Source organism: Janthinobacterium glycogeni (assembly GCF_051380725.1).
Classification (GTDB): domain Bacteria; phylum Pseudomonadota; class Gammaproteobacteria; order Burkholderiales; family Burkholderiaceae_D; genus Janthinobacterium.
The window spans coordinates 416,012-430,900 of sequence record NZ_JBNYXP010000002.1 but is presented as its reverse complement, the minus strand read 5'-3'; the positions used below and the strand labels follow the sequence as shown (position 1 = coordinate 430,900).

Sequence of the window (14,889 nt, the reverse complement as noted above, 5' to 3'; positions counted from 1 at the left end):
GGCGATAGCCTCATGCCCCGGCCAATGCTTTGTGCGCATCCGGTTATGCATTTATTGCATAGTTGTATTGGCAGGATTGCCAGTCAGGACTGGGTGGCCTCGATGGCGCGTTTGCGGCGCTTGCCGGCGCGCGCCTTGCCGTCCTGCGCCTGCACCAGGTATTGCCACAGGCTTTCGACGATCTGCTTGCCGGGACGCAGGCTGGACGGGCGTTCCCGGTACAAGCGGATTTCCAGCTCGATTTCCCAGCCCGGCGCGCCGCCGTCGGCGCGCGCCAGGTGCTTGTATTTGACGTCGCGCATGACGGCCGATTCGGGTAGGAAGGCGATGCCGCGGCCTTCCAGCGCCATCATTTTCAAACCTTCGGCCATGTCCGTTTCGTAGCAGGTGTCCAGGAACAGGGGCGCCTTGGCGTCGGCCAGCAGCAGTTCCACCATGCGACCCAGATAGGCGTTGTTGGTGTAGGAGAGGAAGGGCAGCGGCTCCTTGGCGCTGCCGGGCAAGACGAAGTCCGGCACCTTGTCCTGGCCGCAGCGTGCATACGCACGCAGGGTTTCGCGGCCCATGACCAGCATGTCGTAGCGGCCCGGGTCCAGCTGCACCGGCTGGCGCGGATGGTGATAGCACAGCAGCAGGTCGCAGCCGCCGTCGACCAGCTGCAGCACGGCGTCGTGCACGTTCAGCGCCATCAAACGGCTGTTGATCGGCGCAAAACCTTCTTCCAGTGCCGTCAGCCACTTCGGCATGAAGGTCAGCGAGAGAGTGTGCGGCACGGCGAAATCGACGCTCGTTTGCGTGGCCGCCCGCTTGCCGCGCAACAGGGCGCGCACGCCGTTGATCTGTCCCAGCATTTCCAGCGCCTGCTCGTAGAACACGGCGCCGGCCGGCGTCAGCCGCGTGGGGTAGGAGGTGCGGTCGACCAGGTCGATGCCGAGCCAGTTTTCCAGCGACTGGATGCGCCGCGAAAAGGCCGGCTGGGTGACGTGGCGCAGGGCCGCGGAACGGCTGAAATTATGCGTTTCAGCGAGCGAGATGAAGTCTTCCAGCCATTTGGTTTCCATCGCGGCAGCGTTCCGTTATCAAGGACAAGGGCAAAGTGAAGTGCTCAGGGCGTAGCGGGCGATGCCGCCGGCTGGTACAGCGCGGCGGGCAGGCCGAAGAAGGAGGGCGGACCCAGGGTCGTGCCTTCGAGCGAGCCGCCCGCATTCAACGCCTTGTTGATGGCCGACAGCAAGGAGCTGCGGCTGGCCAGGTTTTGTATCAGCGCGCGCGGGCCGTTGTGGAAGGTATGCTGGGCGATATCCGCGGCGACGACAAAGATCGGTTCGCGGCGCATGGGAAACTCCACCCACTCGCCGTCCTCGTCCTGGGCGCAGAAGGTATGGGGCAGGGTCATGTTGTCGGCGCCGGGCAGGTGCGACGCCAGCACCAGGCCGAAGGCTTCCGGCACCACGTCGGCCAGGCGGCGCACGGTGAGATCGTCCTGCACCAGTAACCGTACTTGCGCTTCCACCGCGTCTTCGGCGTCGGGCTGGGCGCCGAGAATTTTCACGGCCTGATAGATCAGGTCGGACGAGAGTGCTTCCATCAAATCATCTCCAGGATCATGGCGACGATTTCGTCGCCGTACGAGGCCAGTTTTTTCTCGCCCACGCCGCTCACGCCGCGCATCTGCTCGAGCGAGGTGGGCTTGGCCTTGGCGATTTCGCGCAGGGTGGCGTCGACGAAAATCACGTAGGCGGGCACGTTGTGCGTGCGCGCCGTCTCCACGCGCCACCAGCGCAGCTTGTCGAAGATCGCCTGCTCGCTGGCCGACAGATCCGTCTCGACATAGCCTTTCGCCACGCTGGTGCTGCGCTTGCTGGTTTTCACCGGTTTCTGGTACTGGCGCAGCTGCACCTTCTGGCCGCCCTTGAGCACGGGACGCGAGGCGTCCGTCAGTTTCAGCGAGCTGTATTGTTCATGGTCGACCGAGACGAGACCGAGCGCGATGGCCTGGCGCAAAATCGATTTCCATTCCGCTTCGCCCAGGTCCGAACCGATGCCGAACACGGACAGCGAATCGTGGTGCCAGGTCTTGATGCGTTCGGACTCCACGCCGCGCAGCACATCGATCACGTGGCCGCCGGCAAAGCGCTGGTCGACGCGGTAGATGGCCGACAGCAGTTTTTGCACGGGTACGGTGCCGTCGAACGACACGGGCGGCACCAGGCAGGTATCGCAATTGCCGCACGGCGAAGCCGGTTCGCCGAAGTATTCGAGCAATCGCATGCGGCGGCAGCTGAGCGTTTCGCACAGGCCCAGCATGGCGTCGAGTTTCACGCCCAGCACGCGCTTGAAGGTGTCGTCCGCTTCCGATTCGTCGATCATGCGCCGCTGCAGTACCACGTCCTGCAAGCCGTACGCCATCCAGGCGTTGGCGGCCATGCCGTCGCGGCCCGCGCGCCCCGTTTCCTGGTAATAGCCCTCGATGCTTTTCGGCAGATCCAGATGCGCCACGAAGCGCACGTCGGGCTTGTCGATGCCCATGCCGAAGGCGATGGTGGCGACCATGACGATGTTTTCCTCGCGCAGGAAGCGCGCCTGGTTGGCGCTGCGCTTGGCGTATTCCATGCCGGCGTGATAGGGCAGGGCGCGGATGCCGCTCTGGTTCAAAAATTCCGCCGTCTCTTCGACTTTTTTGCGCGACAGGCAGTACACGATGCCGCAGTCGCCCGCGTGTTCCGTGTTGATGAAGTCGAGCAGCTGCTTGCGGCCATTCGCCTTTTCCACGATCTGATAGCGGATGTTCGGGCGGTCGAAGGACGAGACGAATTGGCGCGCGTCTTCCAGTTGCAGGCGCAGCGCGATTTCGGCGCGCGTCTGCGGGTCGGCCGTGGCCGTGAGCGCGATGCGCGGCACGTCCGGGAACTGCTCGTGCAGCACCGACAGCTTGATGTATTCGGGGCGGAAGTCGTGGCCCCACTGGGCCACGCAGTGCGCCTCGTCGATGGCGAACAGGGAGATCTTCGACGCCTGGAACAGGTCCAGGCAGCGCTGCGTCATCAGGCGCTCGGGCGCCACGTAGACGACGTCGATGCCGCCCGTGCGCACCAGGCGCTCGATGCGGCTCGCTTCTTCGTAGGTTTGCGTCGAATTGAGGAAGGCGGCGCGCACGCCCACTTCTTCCAGCGCGTCCACTTGGTCCTGCATCAGCGCGATCAGCGGCGAGACGACGACACCGACGCCTTCGCGCAGCAGCGCGGGAATCTGATAGCACAGCGACTTGCCGCCGCCGGTGGGCATCAGTACCAGCGCGTCGCCGCCATGGCTGACGTGGTCGACGATGTCGGCTTGCTGGCCGCGGAAGGCCGGGTAGCCGAAAACGGTTTGCAGCAGGTGCAGCGCGCGCTGGTTAAGATCTTGATTCATAGTGCCTTATTCTGCCCAAACAATCCAGCCGTAGTGGGCGCTGGCCAGGACCAGCAAGCCGAACACAATGCGGTACCAGGCAAAAAACGTGAAGTCGTGCGAGCTGATATAGCGCAGCAGCCAGCGCACGCACAGGAAGGCGGAAATGAAGGCGGCCACGGTGCCCAGGCCGAACAGGGGCACGTGGGCGATCGACAGGATGTCGCGCGCCTTGTACAGCGAGTAGAAGGTGGCCGCCAGCAGGGTGGGGATGGCCAGGAAAAACGAAAATTCGGTGGCGGCCTTGCGCGACAGTCCCAGCAGCATGCCGCCGATGATGGTCGAGCCGGAACGGCTGGTGCCGGGAATCAGCGCGAACGCCTGGGCGCAGCCGACCTTAAGAGCATCAAGCGGACTCATATCTTCGACCGTATGTATGCGTACCGCGACCGGATTGTTGCGCGCGCGGCGTTCCACCAGCAGGATGATGATGCCGCCAATAATGAAGGCGGTCGCGACCGCGACAGGGTTGAACAGCAGCGCCTTGATATATTTGCCGAATTTCAAACCCAGCACGGCCAAGGGGATGAAGGCGATTGCCAGGTTCAGCACGAACATGCGCGAGCTGCACTTGGTGGTCAGGCTGCCCAGAACCGAGGCGATGCGTGCACGGTATTCCCAGCACACGGCCAGAATGGCGCCCGCCTGGATGGCGATTTCAAATACCCCCATGACTTCTTTCGAGACATCTTTGGTAAAGTCGAGCAGGCTGCCGGCCAGGATTAAGTGCCCCGTGGACGAAATCGGCAAAAATTCGGTAAAACCTTCGACCAGCCCCATGATGATGGCTTTTAGCGCAAGAATGAGATCCATAGATGTATAAACGGGTATAAGTGGCAGGATGGGGTGGGTGCGTGGCGCCCGCAATGTGCGCGGGGTCGAAGCTTACCATGCCGGAGGCCCGGCGAGCCGATTTGGGCGCTGTCGGGCGGCGCTTTTTTCGCATCGTCCGACAGGCAGCAGGAGGATCAGGAACGCTGTTTGGCCGGCGCCACCAGGCGCGCGCTGGCCGCCACCAGCAGCAGGGCGGCGCCCAGCATGGCGAAGGCGATATTCAGGCTGGTGGCGTGCGCCACGAAGCCGATCACGGCCGGGCCGGCCAGGATGCCCGCATAGCCGATGGTGGTGATGGCCGCCACCGCCAGGCTGGCCGGCATGGCATGTTGCTGGCCGGCCGCCGTAAACAGGATGGGCACGATGTTCGCCGCGCCCAGACCGATCAGCACGAAGCCGGCCATGGCCAGGCTGGCATGCGGCGCCAGCACGGCCAGGAAGAAGCCTGCCGCCGCGCACAGGCCGCCGAAAGTGAGCACCCGCTTTCCGCCAAAGCGGCTGACCACCTTATCGCCAGTGAAGCGGCCCACCGTCATGGCGATGGCGAAGGCGGCGTAGCCGAGACCGCCCTTGGCTTCTTCCACGCCGCGCGTGGTGGTCAGGAACAGGGCGCTCCAGTCGAGGATCGCGCCTTCGGCCAGGAAGACGATAAAGCACAGCAGGCCGATGAAAATGACGGCGCCATGCGGCATGACGAACAGCGGCGTCTTTTCGCCGGAGGGGGACGCCGTCGGCAGCAGATGGCCTTGCGCCGCGCCCAGCACGCCGCACAGCAGCAGCATCACCACCACACAGGACCAGGCCGGCGTCAGGCCCAGCCACAGCAGCAGGGCCATGCAGGCCGCGCCGGCAAAGCCGCCCACGCTGAACAGCGCGTGAAAACCCGACATCATGGCGCCGCCGTTGGCTTTTTCGATGATCACCGCCTGGATATTGATGGCCACGTCAAACGTGCCCATGGCCGCGCCGAACACCAGCAGCACCAGGCCCAGTTGCAGGGGCGTGGCGGCCAGCGCCAGGCCGGGCAGGACGGCGGTCAGCAGCAGGCCGGCGCCGACGATGATTTTGCGGCAGCCGAAGCGGGCCGTGAGTATGCCCGTAAACGGCATCGCGCACAGCGAGCCGGCGCCCAGGCACAGCAGCAGGATGCCGAGCGTCGCTTCATCGAGGCCCAGGCGCGACTTGGCGTAGGGGACCAGCGGGGCCCAGGCGGCCATGCCGAGTCCGGCGGCGAAGAAGACGAGGCGCGTCGCGCGTTGTTGCAGGGTACCGGTAAGGTGCATGGGAGAGCTTTTCAAGAGTCGGGGTGGAAAAGTCAGGCGCGGGCGCGCAACACTTGCACGCCCAGCCGTTCAAAGGCGGCCACGTGGGCCGCATCGGCATCGGCTTCGAGCACCAGGTGCTGCAGCAGGCCCGTGGCCAGCACGCCGAAGGGCGCGGCCGTGCCCAGCTTGTCGCTGGTGACGGCCACCACCACGGCCTTGCTGGCGCCGGCGATGCTGCGCTTGAATTCGGCTTCGTCGTAGTTGAACGCCGTCACGCCCGCGTCCGCGTCGGCGCCGCAGGCACCGAGAAAGCACAGGTCGGGATGCATGCGCTCGACCGTGCGCAGCGCTTGCGGACCCAGGCTGGCGCCGGCGCGGCGCTCGACCCGGCCGCCAGCCATGATCAGCTCGATCTCGGGGCGTTCCATCAGCGCCATGGCGATCGCGGGGGCATTGGTGATGACAGTGAGCGCCAACTCCGGCAAGGCGCTGGCGATGGCCAGGTTGGTCGAGCCCGCATCGAGAAACAGCACCTGGCCTGCACGCACGAGTGACACGGCGGCCTGCGCCAGGCGCGCCTTGCGTTCCGGCGCTTCCTGCTTGCGCTGCGTCAAGGTGCCGCCGTCGGGCGCCAGCGGCAGGGCGCCGCCATATACGCGCTGGCACAGGCCGGCCGCCGCCATCTCGCGCAAATCGCGCCGTATCGTGTCTTCGGACACGTCGAGCTGGCGCGCCAGATCCAGCGCCAGCACCCTGCCATCCGCGTGCAATTGTTGCTGGATCAGCGCGTGGCGTTGTTTGAGGAGCAGGGTGGAGGACATGGTGGAATCTTAAACGTGCATGAATGTGCATGAATATACGCAAACGTGCAAATTTAGTCAACGGTTACCTGATGCACGCATCGTGCTCGGGATGGGACCAGGGCAAGGAATTGCCAACAATATCCCTGTTGTAAATGAATTTGCAAAAAAGATAAATTTACGTTTATGCTCATCGCCGATAGCTTGATGCACCTTGGTATTTGCTTGCCGAGGAATAAGGAAAACAGACGGATGAGTGACATTAAACTTTTCAAGTTGGTCCATGGCCAGGCCCAGGAACTGCAAGGCAGTGCATCGGACCTGGAAAAACCATTGCAGACCTTGATAGAGGCAAACCTCGATACTTTGCTGAGTATCCGTTTTCTGGCGAGCGAATATTCGACCGGTAAGACGCATGCCGGCCGCATCGATTCGCTTGGATTGGATGAGAACAATTGCCCCTGCATTCTTGAATACAAACGGTCGGTTGGTGAAAATGTCATCAATCAGGGCTTGTATTACCTGGACTGGTTGATGGACCATCAGGCCGACTTTCAACTGCTGGTCTTCGCTAAGCTGGGCAAGCTGGCATCGGAGGCCATCGATTGGAGCGCGCCGCGGGTGATTTGCATTGCCGCCGACTTTACCAAGTTCGATAGCCATGCCGTCCAGCAGATCGGCCGGACGATCGAACTGATCCGCTATCGCCGATTTGCAGAGGATTTGCTTCTGCTGGAGTCCGCAAGCGCCGGCATGGATCCCGCAACAAAGAAAAGCTCCGCCAAGCGGCAGACGTCGGCACCAGCCAGGTTGGAAGCAATGGTAGCTGTACCCGCCGATGGGGGCGCGAACAAGCCGACGGGACCAGACAAGGCATTCGTGGAAGTGCCGGCAGGTCTTTCGGAGCCCATGCGTCAGTTGTTGGCCTCGCTGGAGGATTACACGATGTCGCTGGGGGATGATGTTGAACGTAAAGAGCTGCGCTTGTACCTGGCGTTCAAGCGGCTGAAGAACTTTGCGACCGTGGTGATACACAAGAAGAACTGCCTCGTGCTGTACTTGCACATCGACCCGGCCCCCGTAGCGCACGTCCTGCCAAAATCGCGCGACGTGACCGCGATCGGGCATTGGGGTACGGGTAACCTGGAAATCAGCATTGGCACGCTGGCGGAACTGGATGCGGCAAAGCCGTTCATTTTTGCCGCGTATGCAGGTCAGCGGGACGTGAAACCTTAGCCGATGGTGGCGTGTGCAAGCATCAGCTGTACGGTGCTGTTGCCTGTTCCAGCTGATGTAACCAACGCATCGCATGTTCGCGGCTGCTGCCGCACATATCCTCGGAAGGCTGCAGGCCGCCGCAAAACGCGGGTCGCTCCGGTTGGCCAAAGATCTTGCAGCGGTTGTCGTCGGCCAGTTGCACGCAGCGCACGCCCGCAGGTTTTCCATCCGGCATGCCCGGAATCGGGCTGGTGATGGACGGTGCGGTGCAGCAGGCGCCGCACGATGGACGGCATGCCAGGGTGGCAGATGGTGACATGGGATTTCAGGCGAGCGGGTGACGAGCCGACAGTATAGCAAGCCGGCTCCCCTGCGTCGCCAGGGCGCGTTAGCGCACGATGCTGACGCGCTTGCCCGACAGGGTGCGGCGGGCCGGATCGCCATGCACGGTGATGCGGCCGGAACCGCTGGCGCGGGCGTTGACTTCATTCTGGACGGTGACGTCGACGTCGCCGGAACCGTTGCTCGCCAGATAGGCAACGTCGCTGCGCAGGGCGGCCAGGTTGATGTCGCCCGAGCCATTCACGTTGGCGTCGAGGCGCTGCACGGCGCCGCTGGCGCTGATGCTGCCCGAGCCGTTGACGGCCACGTTCATGCGTTCGCCGCGCACGCTGCCCAGCTGGATGGTGCCCGAACCGTTTTGCACCGCGTCCGTGTTGCCGCTGGCGAGGGCCGCCGCGTTGATGCTGCCCGAGCCATTGTTGGCCACGTCGAGGCGTCCCACCGTGCCCGACAATTCGCTCTTCATCGCACCGCGCTGCTCCAGGCTGAAATCGTCGCCATTGAAACCGCTGGCCACCAGGCGGCCCGAGCCGGAAATGGTGATCTTCCTCAATTGCGGCGTCGTGTAGATGACGTGGATGCCATTGCTGCTGCGAATGTTCGTATCGCTCCAGATGCGCAGGGTATTACCGTTCACTTCGCTATGGATGCGCGGCTGCAGGTTGCTGTCCGCTTCGATCACCAGCGATGTGGCCGGCCCCACGCGCACGTCGATCTTGATATCGATGCGCTTCATGCTGTCGATGTCGAGCGTGTTGATGTTGCTGACTTGTCGCACATCGCGGCTCACTTGCTCGTTGCCCTGGATGGCATTGCTGCTTGAATCGGCGTGGCGCACTTCGCCATCGTTGGGGTTGATGACGATGGCGCAACCGCCAAGGGCAAGGGCACAGCACAGGGCCAGCAAGGTACGCATGGTGTTTCCTTTATGATTGTTTTAGTGCGGGACAAGAAAAAAAGCCGGCTGCCGCGCCGCGGCTGCCGTGCCGTCGATGAGAAGGTAGCAAATCCGGCATGCTTGCTCAGTGGAAATGCGATGAACTGCGCAAAATGGGGGCTGAAACGCATTCTGCTCCACCCGGTGCCGCCAGCGTTGACACGGAGCGTACAATGCCTGTGTTCGGCGTGCCGGGCGGTGCTCCGCGCTTGACCTTGACGATAGACAGGTCTACTATTAATGACTCAAAAGTAAGTTATTTGGAAAGATACATGCAAGCCCCGATTGATACCAAGCCCCGCTGGGAGCGGCGCAAGGATGCCCGCCCGCAGGAATTGCTCGCCGCCGCCCTCGACCTGTTTGTCGAGCGGGGCTTTGCATCGACGCGCCTGGAAGACGTGGCCAAGCGGGCCGGCGTGTCGAAAGGCACCTTGTACCTGTACTTTGAGAATAAACAGGAGCTGTTCAAGGCCGTCGTGCGCGACAATATCGTGCAATCGATCGGCGAGGCGGAAGACAGCATGGCCGCCTCGGACAGCACGAGCGCCGAGTTGTTGCGCAAGGTGATGATGCAGTGGTGGGAAGAGTTCGGCGCCACCAAATTGGCCGGTTTGACCAAGCTGATGCTAGCCGAAGCGAACAATTTCCCGGAACTGGCGCAGTTTTACAACGAAGAAGTCGTCGCGCGCGGCAATGCGCTGGTCGTCACCCTGCTGGAACGGGGCATGCAGCGCGGCGAATTCCGCCAGGTCGATCCCGTGCTGGTCAGCACCATCCTCAGCGCACCCGTGACCATGCTGATGATGTGGACGCACTCCTTCCTGCCATGCGAGGTCAAGGATATCGATCCGCTCGCCTACATGGATGCGTTTATCGACATGAGCTTGCGCAGCCTGCAGGTGGAGGCGCCCGGGAAAAGCTGACGCGCCGGCGTGGCTGCTACCGTTCAGTTGCCCCTTTTCCAAGGTTCGCCCCCCCAAATCTGCAGATCGTCGCAAATTTCCTCCATTCCCCGTCTTTATGGTTAACATGTGCTTTCAGCCAGTTCAACGATAAAATGGCGGATTATTACTTCACTTACCGAGTCCAAAGATGAATATCGAACAAGCCCGCTTCAATATGATCGAACAGCAGATCCGTCCATGGGACGTACTGGATATCGACGTACTGGAGCTGTTGAACGTGGTCAAGCGTGAAAATTTCGTGCCGGCCGCCTATAAAAACCTGGCCTTCGTCGATACGGAAATTCCACTGGGCGGTGGCGAATACATGTTCACGCCAAAGCTGGAAGCGCGTATTTTGCAAGACGTAGCCGTCAAGAAGCATGAAAATGTGCTGGAAATCGGTGCCGGCAGCGGCTACATGGCCGCGTTGCTGGCGCACAAGGCGCGTCATGTGACGAGCGTGGAAATCGTCCCCCAATTGAAAACCTTGGCCGAGCAGAACCTGGCCGCCAACGGTGTGACGAACGTGACCGTGGAACTGGGCGACGGCGCCCAGGGCTGGAGCAAGGGCGCTCCGTACGACGTGATCGTCGTGTCCGGCGCCCTGGCCGTGCTGCCGGAAGCACTGTTGCAACAAGTCAAAGTCGGCGGCCGCATCCTGGCCATCATCGGCGAAGCACCGATCATGTCGGCGCACCTGATCACGCGCAGCTCGGACAAAGCCTATGACACGCGCAAGCTGTTTGAAACCAATGTCACGCCGCTGCAAGCCGTGGCACCGTCGCATTTCCAGTTCTGAGGCGACCGATTCGATGGAGCATTTGAGTGCACCGCAGCTGGCCGCCTGGCTGGCTGACCCTTCCCGCCCGCGTCCGTTCTTGCTGGACGTGCGGGAACAGTGGGAGTTCGACCTGTGCCACCTCGACGGTGCCACCTTGATGCAGATGAACTCGATTCCCGCGCGCATCGATGACCTCGATGAAGACGCCGAAATCGTCTGCATTTGCCATCACGGCATGCGCAGCATGCAAGTGGCGGCCTTCCTGGAGCGCAATGGTTTTGGCAAGATCAGTAATTTGACGGGCGGCGTGCATGCCTGGGCGCTGCAAGTCGACAGCGCCATGCCGAAATACTAAGTTAATTCGCAGTAGATGCACCCAGGCATGTTTTCCTGCATGCCTGCGGAGGCCTGTACTCTGCTCATCCGGCGAGCGCAAGGCAAGCGGTAGCAGATTTTTGATTCCATCAACTTTTGACGACTCCAACGGAGAAATGCAATGCGGAAACCCCTTATCGCCGTGCTGATGACCAGCGCCTTTGTCTCGATGACATGCTCGCTGCAAGCGCAGGCGGCCGATCTCATCCAGGTCTACCAGCAGGCGCTGGCCAATGACGCGCAGTACGCCAGCGCGCGCGCGGCCCTGTCTGCCGGGATGGAGCGGGTTCCGCAGGGGCTGGCAGGCTTGCTGCCGCAAATCTCCGCGTCGGGCAGCAATACGCGTGGCAATCAGGAGCCGATTGTATTGAGTCAAGGCAATAAGATCACCATGCCGACCGTTAACGTGCACACGAATACCTACAACCTGACCCTGGCGCAGCCGCTGTTCCGTTGGGATCGCTGGGAAACCTATCAGCAAAGCAAGCTGGCGCAGGCGATTGCCGAAGCGCAATTTGCGCAAGTCCAGCAAGACTTGATCACGCGCGTGGCGCAAGCGTATTTCGACGTGCTCAGCGCGCAGGACAACCTGGGCGCTACGCAGGCGCAAAAAGTGGCGACGACGGAGCAGCTGGCATCGGCCAAGCGCAACTTCGAGGTCGGCACGCAAACGATTACCGACACGCACGAAGCGCAAGCGGCCTATGACCTGGTGGTGGCGCAGGAATTTGCCGCCATCAATGACCTGGCCAACAAGCGCAGCGCCTTGCAAACCATCATCGGTGAAGCGCCAACGTCACTGGCGCCGATGCGCACCGGCGTGGTCATCAGCGCGCCGGAACCGGCCGCCATCGAACCGTGGGTGAGCTCGGCCGAAGAGCAGAACTACGGCGTCGTCACGGCCCAGTTCAACGTGGAATCGGCCAAGCGCGACATCGGCCGCAACCGCGCCGGCCACTACCCGACCCTGGATCTGATCGCCAACACGGGCCACACTTACACGACGGGCGGCGCCGGCGGCGCCAACAACAATGCTATCGGCGTGCAGTGGAGCATCCCGATCTTCAGCGGCTTTGCCGTCACCAGCAAGGTACGCGAATCGATCGCGCTGGAAAACAAGGCCCGCAACGATCTGGAAACGGCACGCCGCACGGCATCGCAAGGCGCGCGCCAGGCATTCCTGGGCGTGAATAGCGGCCTGGCGCAAGTCAAGGCGCTGGAAGCGGCGGAAGTGTCGAGCAAGTCGGCGCTGGAGTCGAACCAGCTCGGCTATCAAGTGGGCGTGCGCATCAATATCGACGTCTTGAATGCGCAGAAACAATTGTTCTCGACGCAAAAAGACCTGTCGAAAGCCCGCTACGACACCATCATGAACGGCTTGCGCCTGAAGGCTGCCGCCGGCACCCTGAAGGAAACGGACTTGATGCCCGTCAATGCCTTGCTCGACAAGTAAGCGGGCTCTTGCTTTACATTAAAACCAGCCCCGGCAACGGCGCTGGTTTTTTTTCGCCTTGAAGTGTGGTCACACGGCGCGGCTGTTGGCGAACTGGGTCAGCACGACACCGGCCACCACGAGGCCCGCGCCGGCCCAGTGCAGCGGAGAAATATGCTTGACGGCAAAGCCCAGCAAGCCGTAGCGGTCGATGGCCAGCGCGGCCAGCATCTGCCCGCCGATGACGGCCGCCATGAAGGGGCCGGAGCCCATGCGCGGCGCCAGCATCAGCGCGGCCGTAATATAAAACACGCCGGCCGCGCCCCCGAGCCAGGACCAGCCCGGCCCGCGCACGGCGAGGTGAAGATCGGGTGCCGGCACCCGCCAGACCAGCATCACGAACGACGCCAGCACGGCGCTGACCGCCAGCGAGGCGAGCGTGGCCCACAGCGGGTGGCCCAGATTGCGGCCCAGCGCGGCGTTCGCGCCCGCCTGAAAAGGGACGACGGCGCCGGCCAGCATGGCCAGCGGGGCAAACAAGGTGATCCATCCGTTCATGTGCGACTCCCTGCGTGTTAAGTTGATGGAGTCATCGTATTATGCTGTCATGATTAAATCCAATTCGTAGTTTGTCAGCTAACTATGCACCAAATGAATAATCTGCGCGCCGTCGATTTGAACTTGCTGGTGATCCTCGAAGCGCTGCTCAGCGAGCGCCATTTGTCGCGCGCGGCCGAGCGCTTGCACATGAGCCAGCCAGCCGTCAGCCATGCGCTGGCACGCCTGCGCCACTTGCTCGACGATCCGCTGCTGCTGCGTGGCAAGGGCGGTTTCCAGCCCACCGCGCGAGCCCTGGAATTGGCGCGCCCCCTGGCCGAAGCCCTGCAAAGCGTGCGCTCCGTGCTCGGCGGCGCCGTCTTCGAGGCCGCCACGGCGCAGCGCGTGTTTCGCCTGGCCATGTCGGATTACGGCGCGGCGTTGATCTTGCCCTGCTTGCTGCGCCGATTGCGCGTGGAAGCGCCCGGCATCGACGTGGTTGTCAGCTATGCCAGCCGCCAAGCCGTGGTGGCCGGCGTGCAGGATGGCGAGATCGACCTGGCGCTGGGCGTGTTCCCGCAACTGCCCGAGCACTTACATAGAGAAACTTTATTCGAGGAAACGTTCGTGTGTGCGCTCGATCCGGCCAGCCTGGCGCCGGGCGAAACATTGAGTCTGGACACGTATCTGGCGCGCCCCCATGTGCTGGTGGCGTCCGGCGAAGGCGGCATGGCGGCCGAAGTCGATGCTGCGCTGGCACAACTGGGCCAGGCGCGCCGCATCGCCGTGCGTGTGCCGTACTGGACGGTCGCACCCGATGTCGTGACGGGGACGGACTTGATCCTGACGGTGGCGCAGCGCGCCTTGCAGGCAAGCGCGGCGCAAGGGCTGGCGCAGTACGCTGCACCGTTTGCCATCGCGCCGTTTGCATTTGAAGTGATACGGCACCGTCGCACGGACGGCGATGCGGGCATCGCCTGGCTGCGCGCGGCCATTGCAACGGCCGCCGAGTCAGGCTGAGGAATTACAGGCCGGCGCCCTGGCCGTCGAACTTGCGTTCGATCAATTCGATCTTGTAGCCATCCGGATCGGTGATGAAGGCGATGACCGTGTTGCCGCCCTTGACGGGGCCCGGTTCGCGCGTGACGTTGCCGCCGTTCGCGCGTGCCGCGTCGCAGGCGGCGACGATATCGTCGGCCGAGATGGCGATGTGGCCGTAGGCCGTGCCCAGCTCGTAGCTGGTGGTGCCATAGTTATACGTCAGTTCCAGTTCCGCGTGGTCGGGGTTCGCGCCATAGCCGACGAAGGCCAGCGTGTACTGGTATTCCGGATTGTCGCTGGTGCGCAGCAGCTTCATGCCCAGGACGTTCGTGTAAAAGTCGATGGAGCGCTGCAGGTCGCCGACCCGTAACATGGTGTGCAAAATACGCATCGTAAATCCTTGAGGGTGAGGGGGAATGGCGGGATTTTATGCGTTTTATGGCTTTCTTGCCGAGACCGCCCTTGCCGTCCGCTGATTGGACAGCAGCGGGCGGTCTGCCGGAATTACTCCAGACGGGCGTCCAGCGTGATTTCCGTGGCCAGCAACTTCGATACGGGGCAGCCGAGCTTGGCGCGCAGGGCCGCGTCCTGGAACGCTTCGTCGGTGGCGCCAGGAATGGTGGCCACCAGGGTCAAATGCACGGCCGTGATGGCATAGCTGCCATCGATTTTTTCCAGGCTGACGTCGGCCGTGGTTTTCAGGGCCGTGGCGCGCAAGCCCGCCTCGCCCAGTTGGCCGGACAGGGCCATGGTGAAGCAGGCCGCGTGGGCCGCGCCGATCAGTTCTTCCGGATTGCTGCCGGGACCATCCTCGAAGCGCGTGTTGAAACCATAGGCCACATTGTCGAGCGCGCCGCTTTCGGTGGAAATAAATCCTTTGCCATCTTTAAGGCCGCCACTCCAGACGGCTGATCCTGTTTTTTTCATGATGTA

General features: G+C 62.6%; 17 protein-coding genes. 6 read left to right on the top strand and 11 right to left on the bottom strand.

Going from position 1 to position 14,889, the window contains the following annotated elements; all coding sequences use genetic code 11:
• Nucleotides 1-83: 83 nt before the first annotated feature.
• The 6 genes from ACQ4W4_RS07535 to ACQ4W4_RS07510 form a co-directional block, all read right to left on the bottom strand.
• Nucleotides 84-1,061 (bottom strand): LysR family transcriptional regulator, encoded by a 978-nt coding sequence (locus tag ACQ4W4_RS07535; protein WP_436541435.1) that lies wholly within the window; start codon nt 1,059-1,061, stop codon nt 84-86.
• A 44-nt stretch (nt 1,062-1,105) separates the two neighbouring features.
• The gene (locus ACQ4W4_RS07530; RefSeq protein ID WP_436541434.1) at nt 1,106-1,588 is read right to left on the bottom strand and encodes a hypothetical protein; all 483 of its coding nucleotides are present in this window, start codon (nt 1,586-1,588) and stop codon (nt 1,106-1,108) included.
• The gene (recQ, locus tag ACQ4W4_RS07525; protein WP_436541433.1) at nt 1,588-3,411 is read right to left on the bottom strand and encodes a DNA helicase RecQ; all 1,824 of its coding nucleotides are present in this window, start codon (nt 3,409-3,411) and stop codon (nt 1,588-1,590) included. Before recQ ends, ACQ4W4_RS07530 begins: the two co-directional genes overlap by 1 nt.
• Nucleotides 3,412-3,417: 6 nt before the next feature.
• Nucleotides 3,418-4,263, bottom strand: coding sequence for an undecaprenyl-diphosphate phosphatase (locus tag ACQ4W4_RS07520; protein ID WP_436541432.1), 846 nt, complete (start codon nt 4,261-4,263; stop codon nt 3,418-3,420).
• Nucleotides 4,264-4,418: 155 nt separating this feature from the next.
• Nucleotides 4,419-5,567 (bottom strand): MFS transporter, encoded by a 1,149-nt coding sequence (locus tag ACQ4W4_RS07515; protein ID WP_436541431.1) that lies wholly within the window; start codon nt 5,565-5,567, stop codon nt 4,419-4,421.
• Between the two features lie 32 nt (nt 5,568-5,599).
• Nucleotides 5,600-6,370: a DeoR/GlpR family DNA-binding transcription regulator gene (locus tag ACQ4W4_RS07510; protein WP_436541430.1), complete on the bottom strand. Its 771-nt coding sequence runs from the start codon at nt 6,368-6,370 to the stop codon at nt 5,600-5,602.
• 231 nt (nt 6,371-6,601) lie between these two features.
• On the opposite strand from ACQ4W4_RS07510, the gene ACQ4W4_RS07505 reads away from it, so the two are divergent.
• Complete coding sequence (locus tag ACQ4W4_RS07505; RefSeq protein ID WP_436541429.1) at nt 6,602-7,585, top strand: DUF5655 domain-containing protein; 984 nt, start codon at nt 6,602-6,604, stop codon at nt 7,583-7,585.
• 22 nt (nt 7,586-7,607) lie between these two features.
• Here ACQ4W4_RS07505 and ACQ4W4_RS07500 read toward each other — a convergent pair whose 3' ends face one another.
• Nucleotides 7,608-7,886, bottom strand: a complete 279-nt coding sequence (locus tag ACQ4W4_RS07500; protein ID WP_436541428.1) for a YkgJ family cysteine cluster protein — start codon at nt 7,884-7,886, stop codon at nt 7,608-7,610.
• 69 nt (nt 7,887-7,955) lie between these two features.
• Nucleotides 7,956-8,825, bottom strand: coding sequence for a head GIN domain-containing protein (locus tag ACQ4W4_RS07495; protein WP_436541427.1), 870 nt, complete (start codon nt 8,823-8,825; stop codon nt 7,956-7,958).
• Between the two features lie 293 nt (nt 8,826-9,118).
• On the opposite strand from ACQ4W4_RS07495, the gene ACQ4W4_RS07490 reads away from it, so the two are divergent.
• The 4 genes from ACQ4W4_RS07490 to ACQ4W4_RS07475 all read left to right on the top strand — a co-directional run bounded on the left by ACQ4W4_RS07490 (nt 9,119) and on the right by ACQ4W4_RS07475 (nt 12,399).
• Entirely contained in the window at nt 9,119-9,769 is a 651-nt protein-coding gene (locus ACQ4W4_RS07490) for a TetR/AcrR family transcriptional regulator (RefSeq protein WP_436541426.1), read from the top strand.
• A gap of 169 nt (nt 9,770-9,938) precedes the next feature.
• Nucleotides 9,939-10,589: a protein-L-isoaspartate O-methyltransferase family protein gene (locus tag ACQ4W4_RS07485; RefSeq protein WP_436541425.1), complete on the top strand. Its 651-nt coding sequence runs from the start codon at nt 9,939-9,941 to the stop codon at nt 10,587-10,589.
• A 13-nt stretch (nt 10,590-10,602) separates the two neighbouring features.
• On the top strand, nt 10,603-10,926 hold the full coding sequence (locus ACQ4W4_RS07480) for a rhodanese-like domain-containing protein (RefSeq protein WP_034788759.1): 324 nt from the start codon (nt 10,603-10,605) through the stop codon (nt 10,924-10,926).
• 141 nt (nt 10,927-11,067) lie between these two features.
• Nucleotides 11,068-12,399 (top strand): TolC family outer membrane protein, encoded by a 1,332-nt coding sequence (locus ACQ4W4_RS07475; protein WP_436541424.1) that lies wholly within the window; start codon nt 11,068-11,070, stop codon nt 12,397-12,399.
• A 69-nt stretch (nt 12,400-12,468) separates the two neighbouring features.
• Here ACQ4W4_RS07475 and ACQ4W4_RS07470 read toward each other — a convergent pair whose 3' ends face one another.
• Nucleotides 12,469-12,936, bottom strand: a complete 468-nt coding sequence (locus ACQ4W4_RS07470; protein ID WP_436541423.1) for a DMT family transporter — start codon at nt 12,934-12,936, stop codon at nt 12,469-12,471.
• Nucleotides 12,937-13,029: 93 nt separating this feature from the next.
• Here ACQ4W4_RS07470 and ACQ4W4_RS07465 point away from each other — a divergent pair, with 93 nt between their 5' ends.
• The gene (locus tag ACQ4W4_RS07465) at nt 13,030-13,935 is read left to right on the top strand and encodes a LysR substrate-binding domain-containing protein (protein ID WP_436541422.1); all 906 of its coding nucleotides are present in this window, start codon (nt 13,030-13,032) and stop codon (nt 13,933-13,935) included.
• 4 nt (nt 13,936-13,939) lie between these two features.
• Here the strand turns inward: ACQ4W4_RS07465 and gloA are convergent, their stop codons facing one another.
• Together gloA and ACQ4W4_RS07455 are read right to left on the bottom strand one after the other, a co-directional pair.
• On the bottom strand, nt 13,940-14,347 hold the full coding sequence (gene gloA / locus ACQ4W4_RS07460) for a lactoylglutathione lyase (protein WP_099409047.1): 408 nt from the start codon (nt 14,345-14,347) through the stop codon (nt 13,940-13,942).
• 113 nt (nt 14,348-14,460) lie between these two features.
• Nucleotides 14,461-14,883, bottom strand: coding sequence for an OsmC family protein (locus ACQ4W4_RS07455; protein ID WP_298402647.1), 423 nt, complete (start codon nt 14,881-14,883; stop codon nt 14,461-14,463).
• Between the last annotated feature and the right edge of the window lie 6 nt (nt 14,884-14,889).

Excerpts from the sequence above, each read along its gene's own strand:
- ACQ4W4_RS07535 (WP_436541435.1), bottom strand. The coding sequence starts at position 1,061 with ATGGAAACCAAATGGCTGGAAGACTTCATCTCGCTCGCTGAAACGCAT.
- ACQ4W4_RS07530 (WP_436541434.1), bottom strand. The coding sequence starts at position 1,588 with ATGGAAGCACTCTCGTCCGACCTGATCTATCAGGCCGTGAAAATTCTC.
- recQ (WP_436541433.1), bottom strand. The coding sequence starts at position 3,411 with ATGAATCAAGATCTTAACCAGCGCGCGCTGCACCTGCTGCAAACCGTT.
- ACQ4W4_RS07520 (WP_436541432.1), bottom strand. The coding sequence starts at position 4,263 with ATGGATCTCATTCTTGCGCTAAAAGCCATCATCATGGGGCTGGTCGAA.
- ACQ4W4_RS07515 (WP_436541431.1), bottom strand. The coding sequence starts at position 5,567 with ATGCACCTTACCGGTACCCTGCAACAACGCGCGACGCGCCTCGTCTTC.
- ACQ4W4_RS07510 (WP_436541430.1), bottom strand. The coding sequence starts at position 6,370 with ATGTCCTCCACCCTGCTCCTCAAACAACGCCACGCGCTGATCCAGCAA.
- ACQ4W4_RS07505 (WP_436541429.1), top strand. The coding sequence starts at position 6,602 with ATGAGTGACATTAAACTTTTCAAGTTGGTCCATGGCCAGGCCCAGGAA.
- ACQ4W4_RS07500 (WP_436541428.1), bottom strand. The coding sequence starts at position 7,886 with ATGTCACCATCTGCCACCCTGGCATGCCGTCCATCGTGCGGCGCCTGC.
- ACQ4W4_RS07495 (WP_436541427.1), bottom strand. The coding sequence starts at position 8,825 with ATGCGTACCTTGCTGGCCCTGTGCTGTGCCCTTGCCCTTGGCGGTTGC.
- ACQ4W4_RS07490 (WP_436541426.1), top strand. The coding sequence starts at position 9,119 with ATGCAAGCCCCGATTGATACCAAGCCCCGCTGGGAGCGGCGCAAGGAT.
- ACQ4W4_RS07485 (WP_436541425.1), top strand. The coding sequence starts at position 9,939 with ATGAATATCGAACAAGCCCGCTTCAATATGATCGAACAGCAGATCCGT.
- ACQ4W4_RS07480 (WP_034788759.1), top strand. The coding sequence starts at position 10,603 with ATGGAGCATTTGAGTGCACCGCAGCTGGCCGCCTGGCTGGCTGACCCT.
- ACQ4W4_RS07475 (WP_436541424.1), top strand. The coding sequence starts at position 11,068 with ATGCGGAAACCCCTTATCGCCGTGCTGATGACCAGCGCCTTTGTCTCG.
- ACQ4W4_RS07470 (WP_436541423.1), bottom strand. The coding sequence starts at position 12,936 with ATGAACGGATGGATCACCTTGTTTGCCCCGCTGGCCATGCTGGCCGGC.
- ACQ4W4_RS07465 (WP_436541422.1), top strand. The coding sequence starts at position 13,030 with ATGAATAATCTGCGCGCCGTCGATTTGAACTTGCTGGTGATCCTCGAA.
- gloA (WP_099409047.1), bottom strand. The coding sequence starts at position 14,347 with ATGCGTATTTTGCACACCATGTTACGGGTCGGCGACCTGCAGCGCTCC.
- ACQ4W4_RS07455 (WP_298402647.1), bottom strand. The coding sequence starts at position 14,883 with ATGAAAAAAACAGGATCAGCCGTCTGGAGTGGCGGCCTTAAAGATGGC.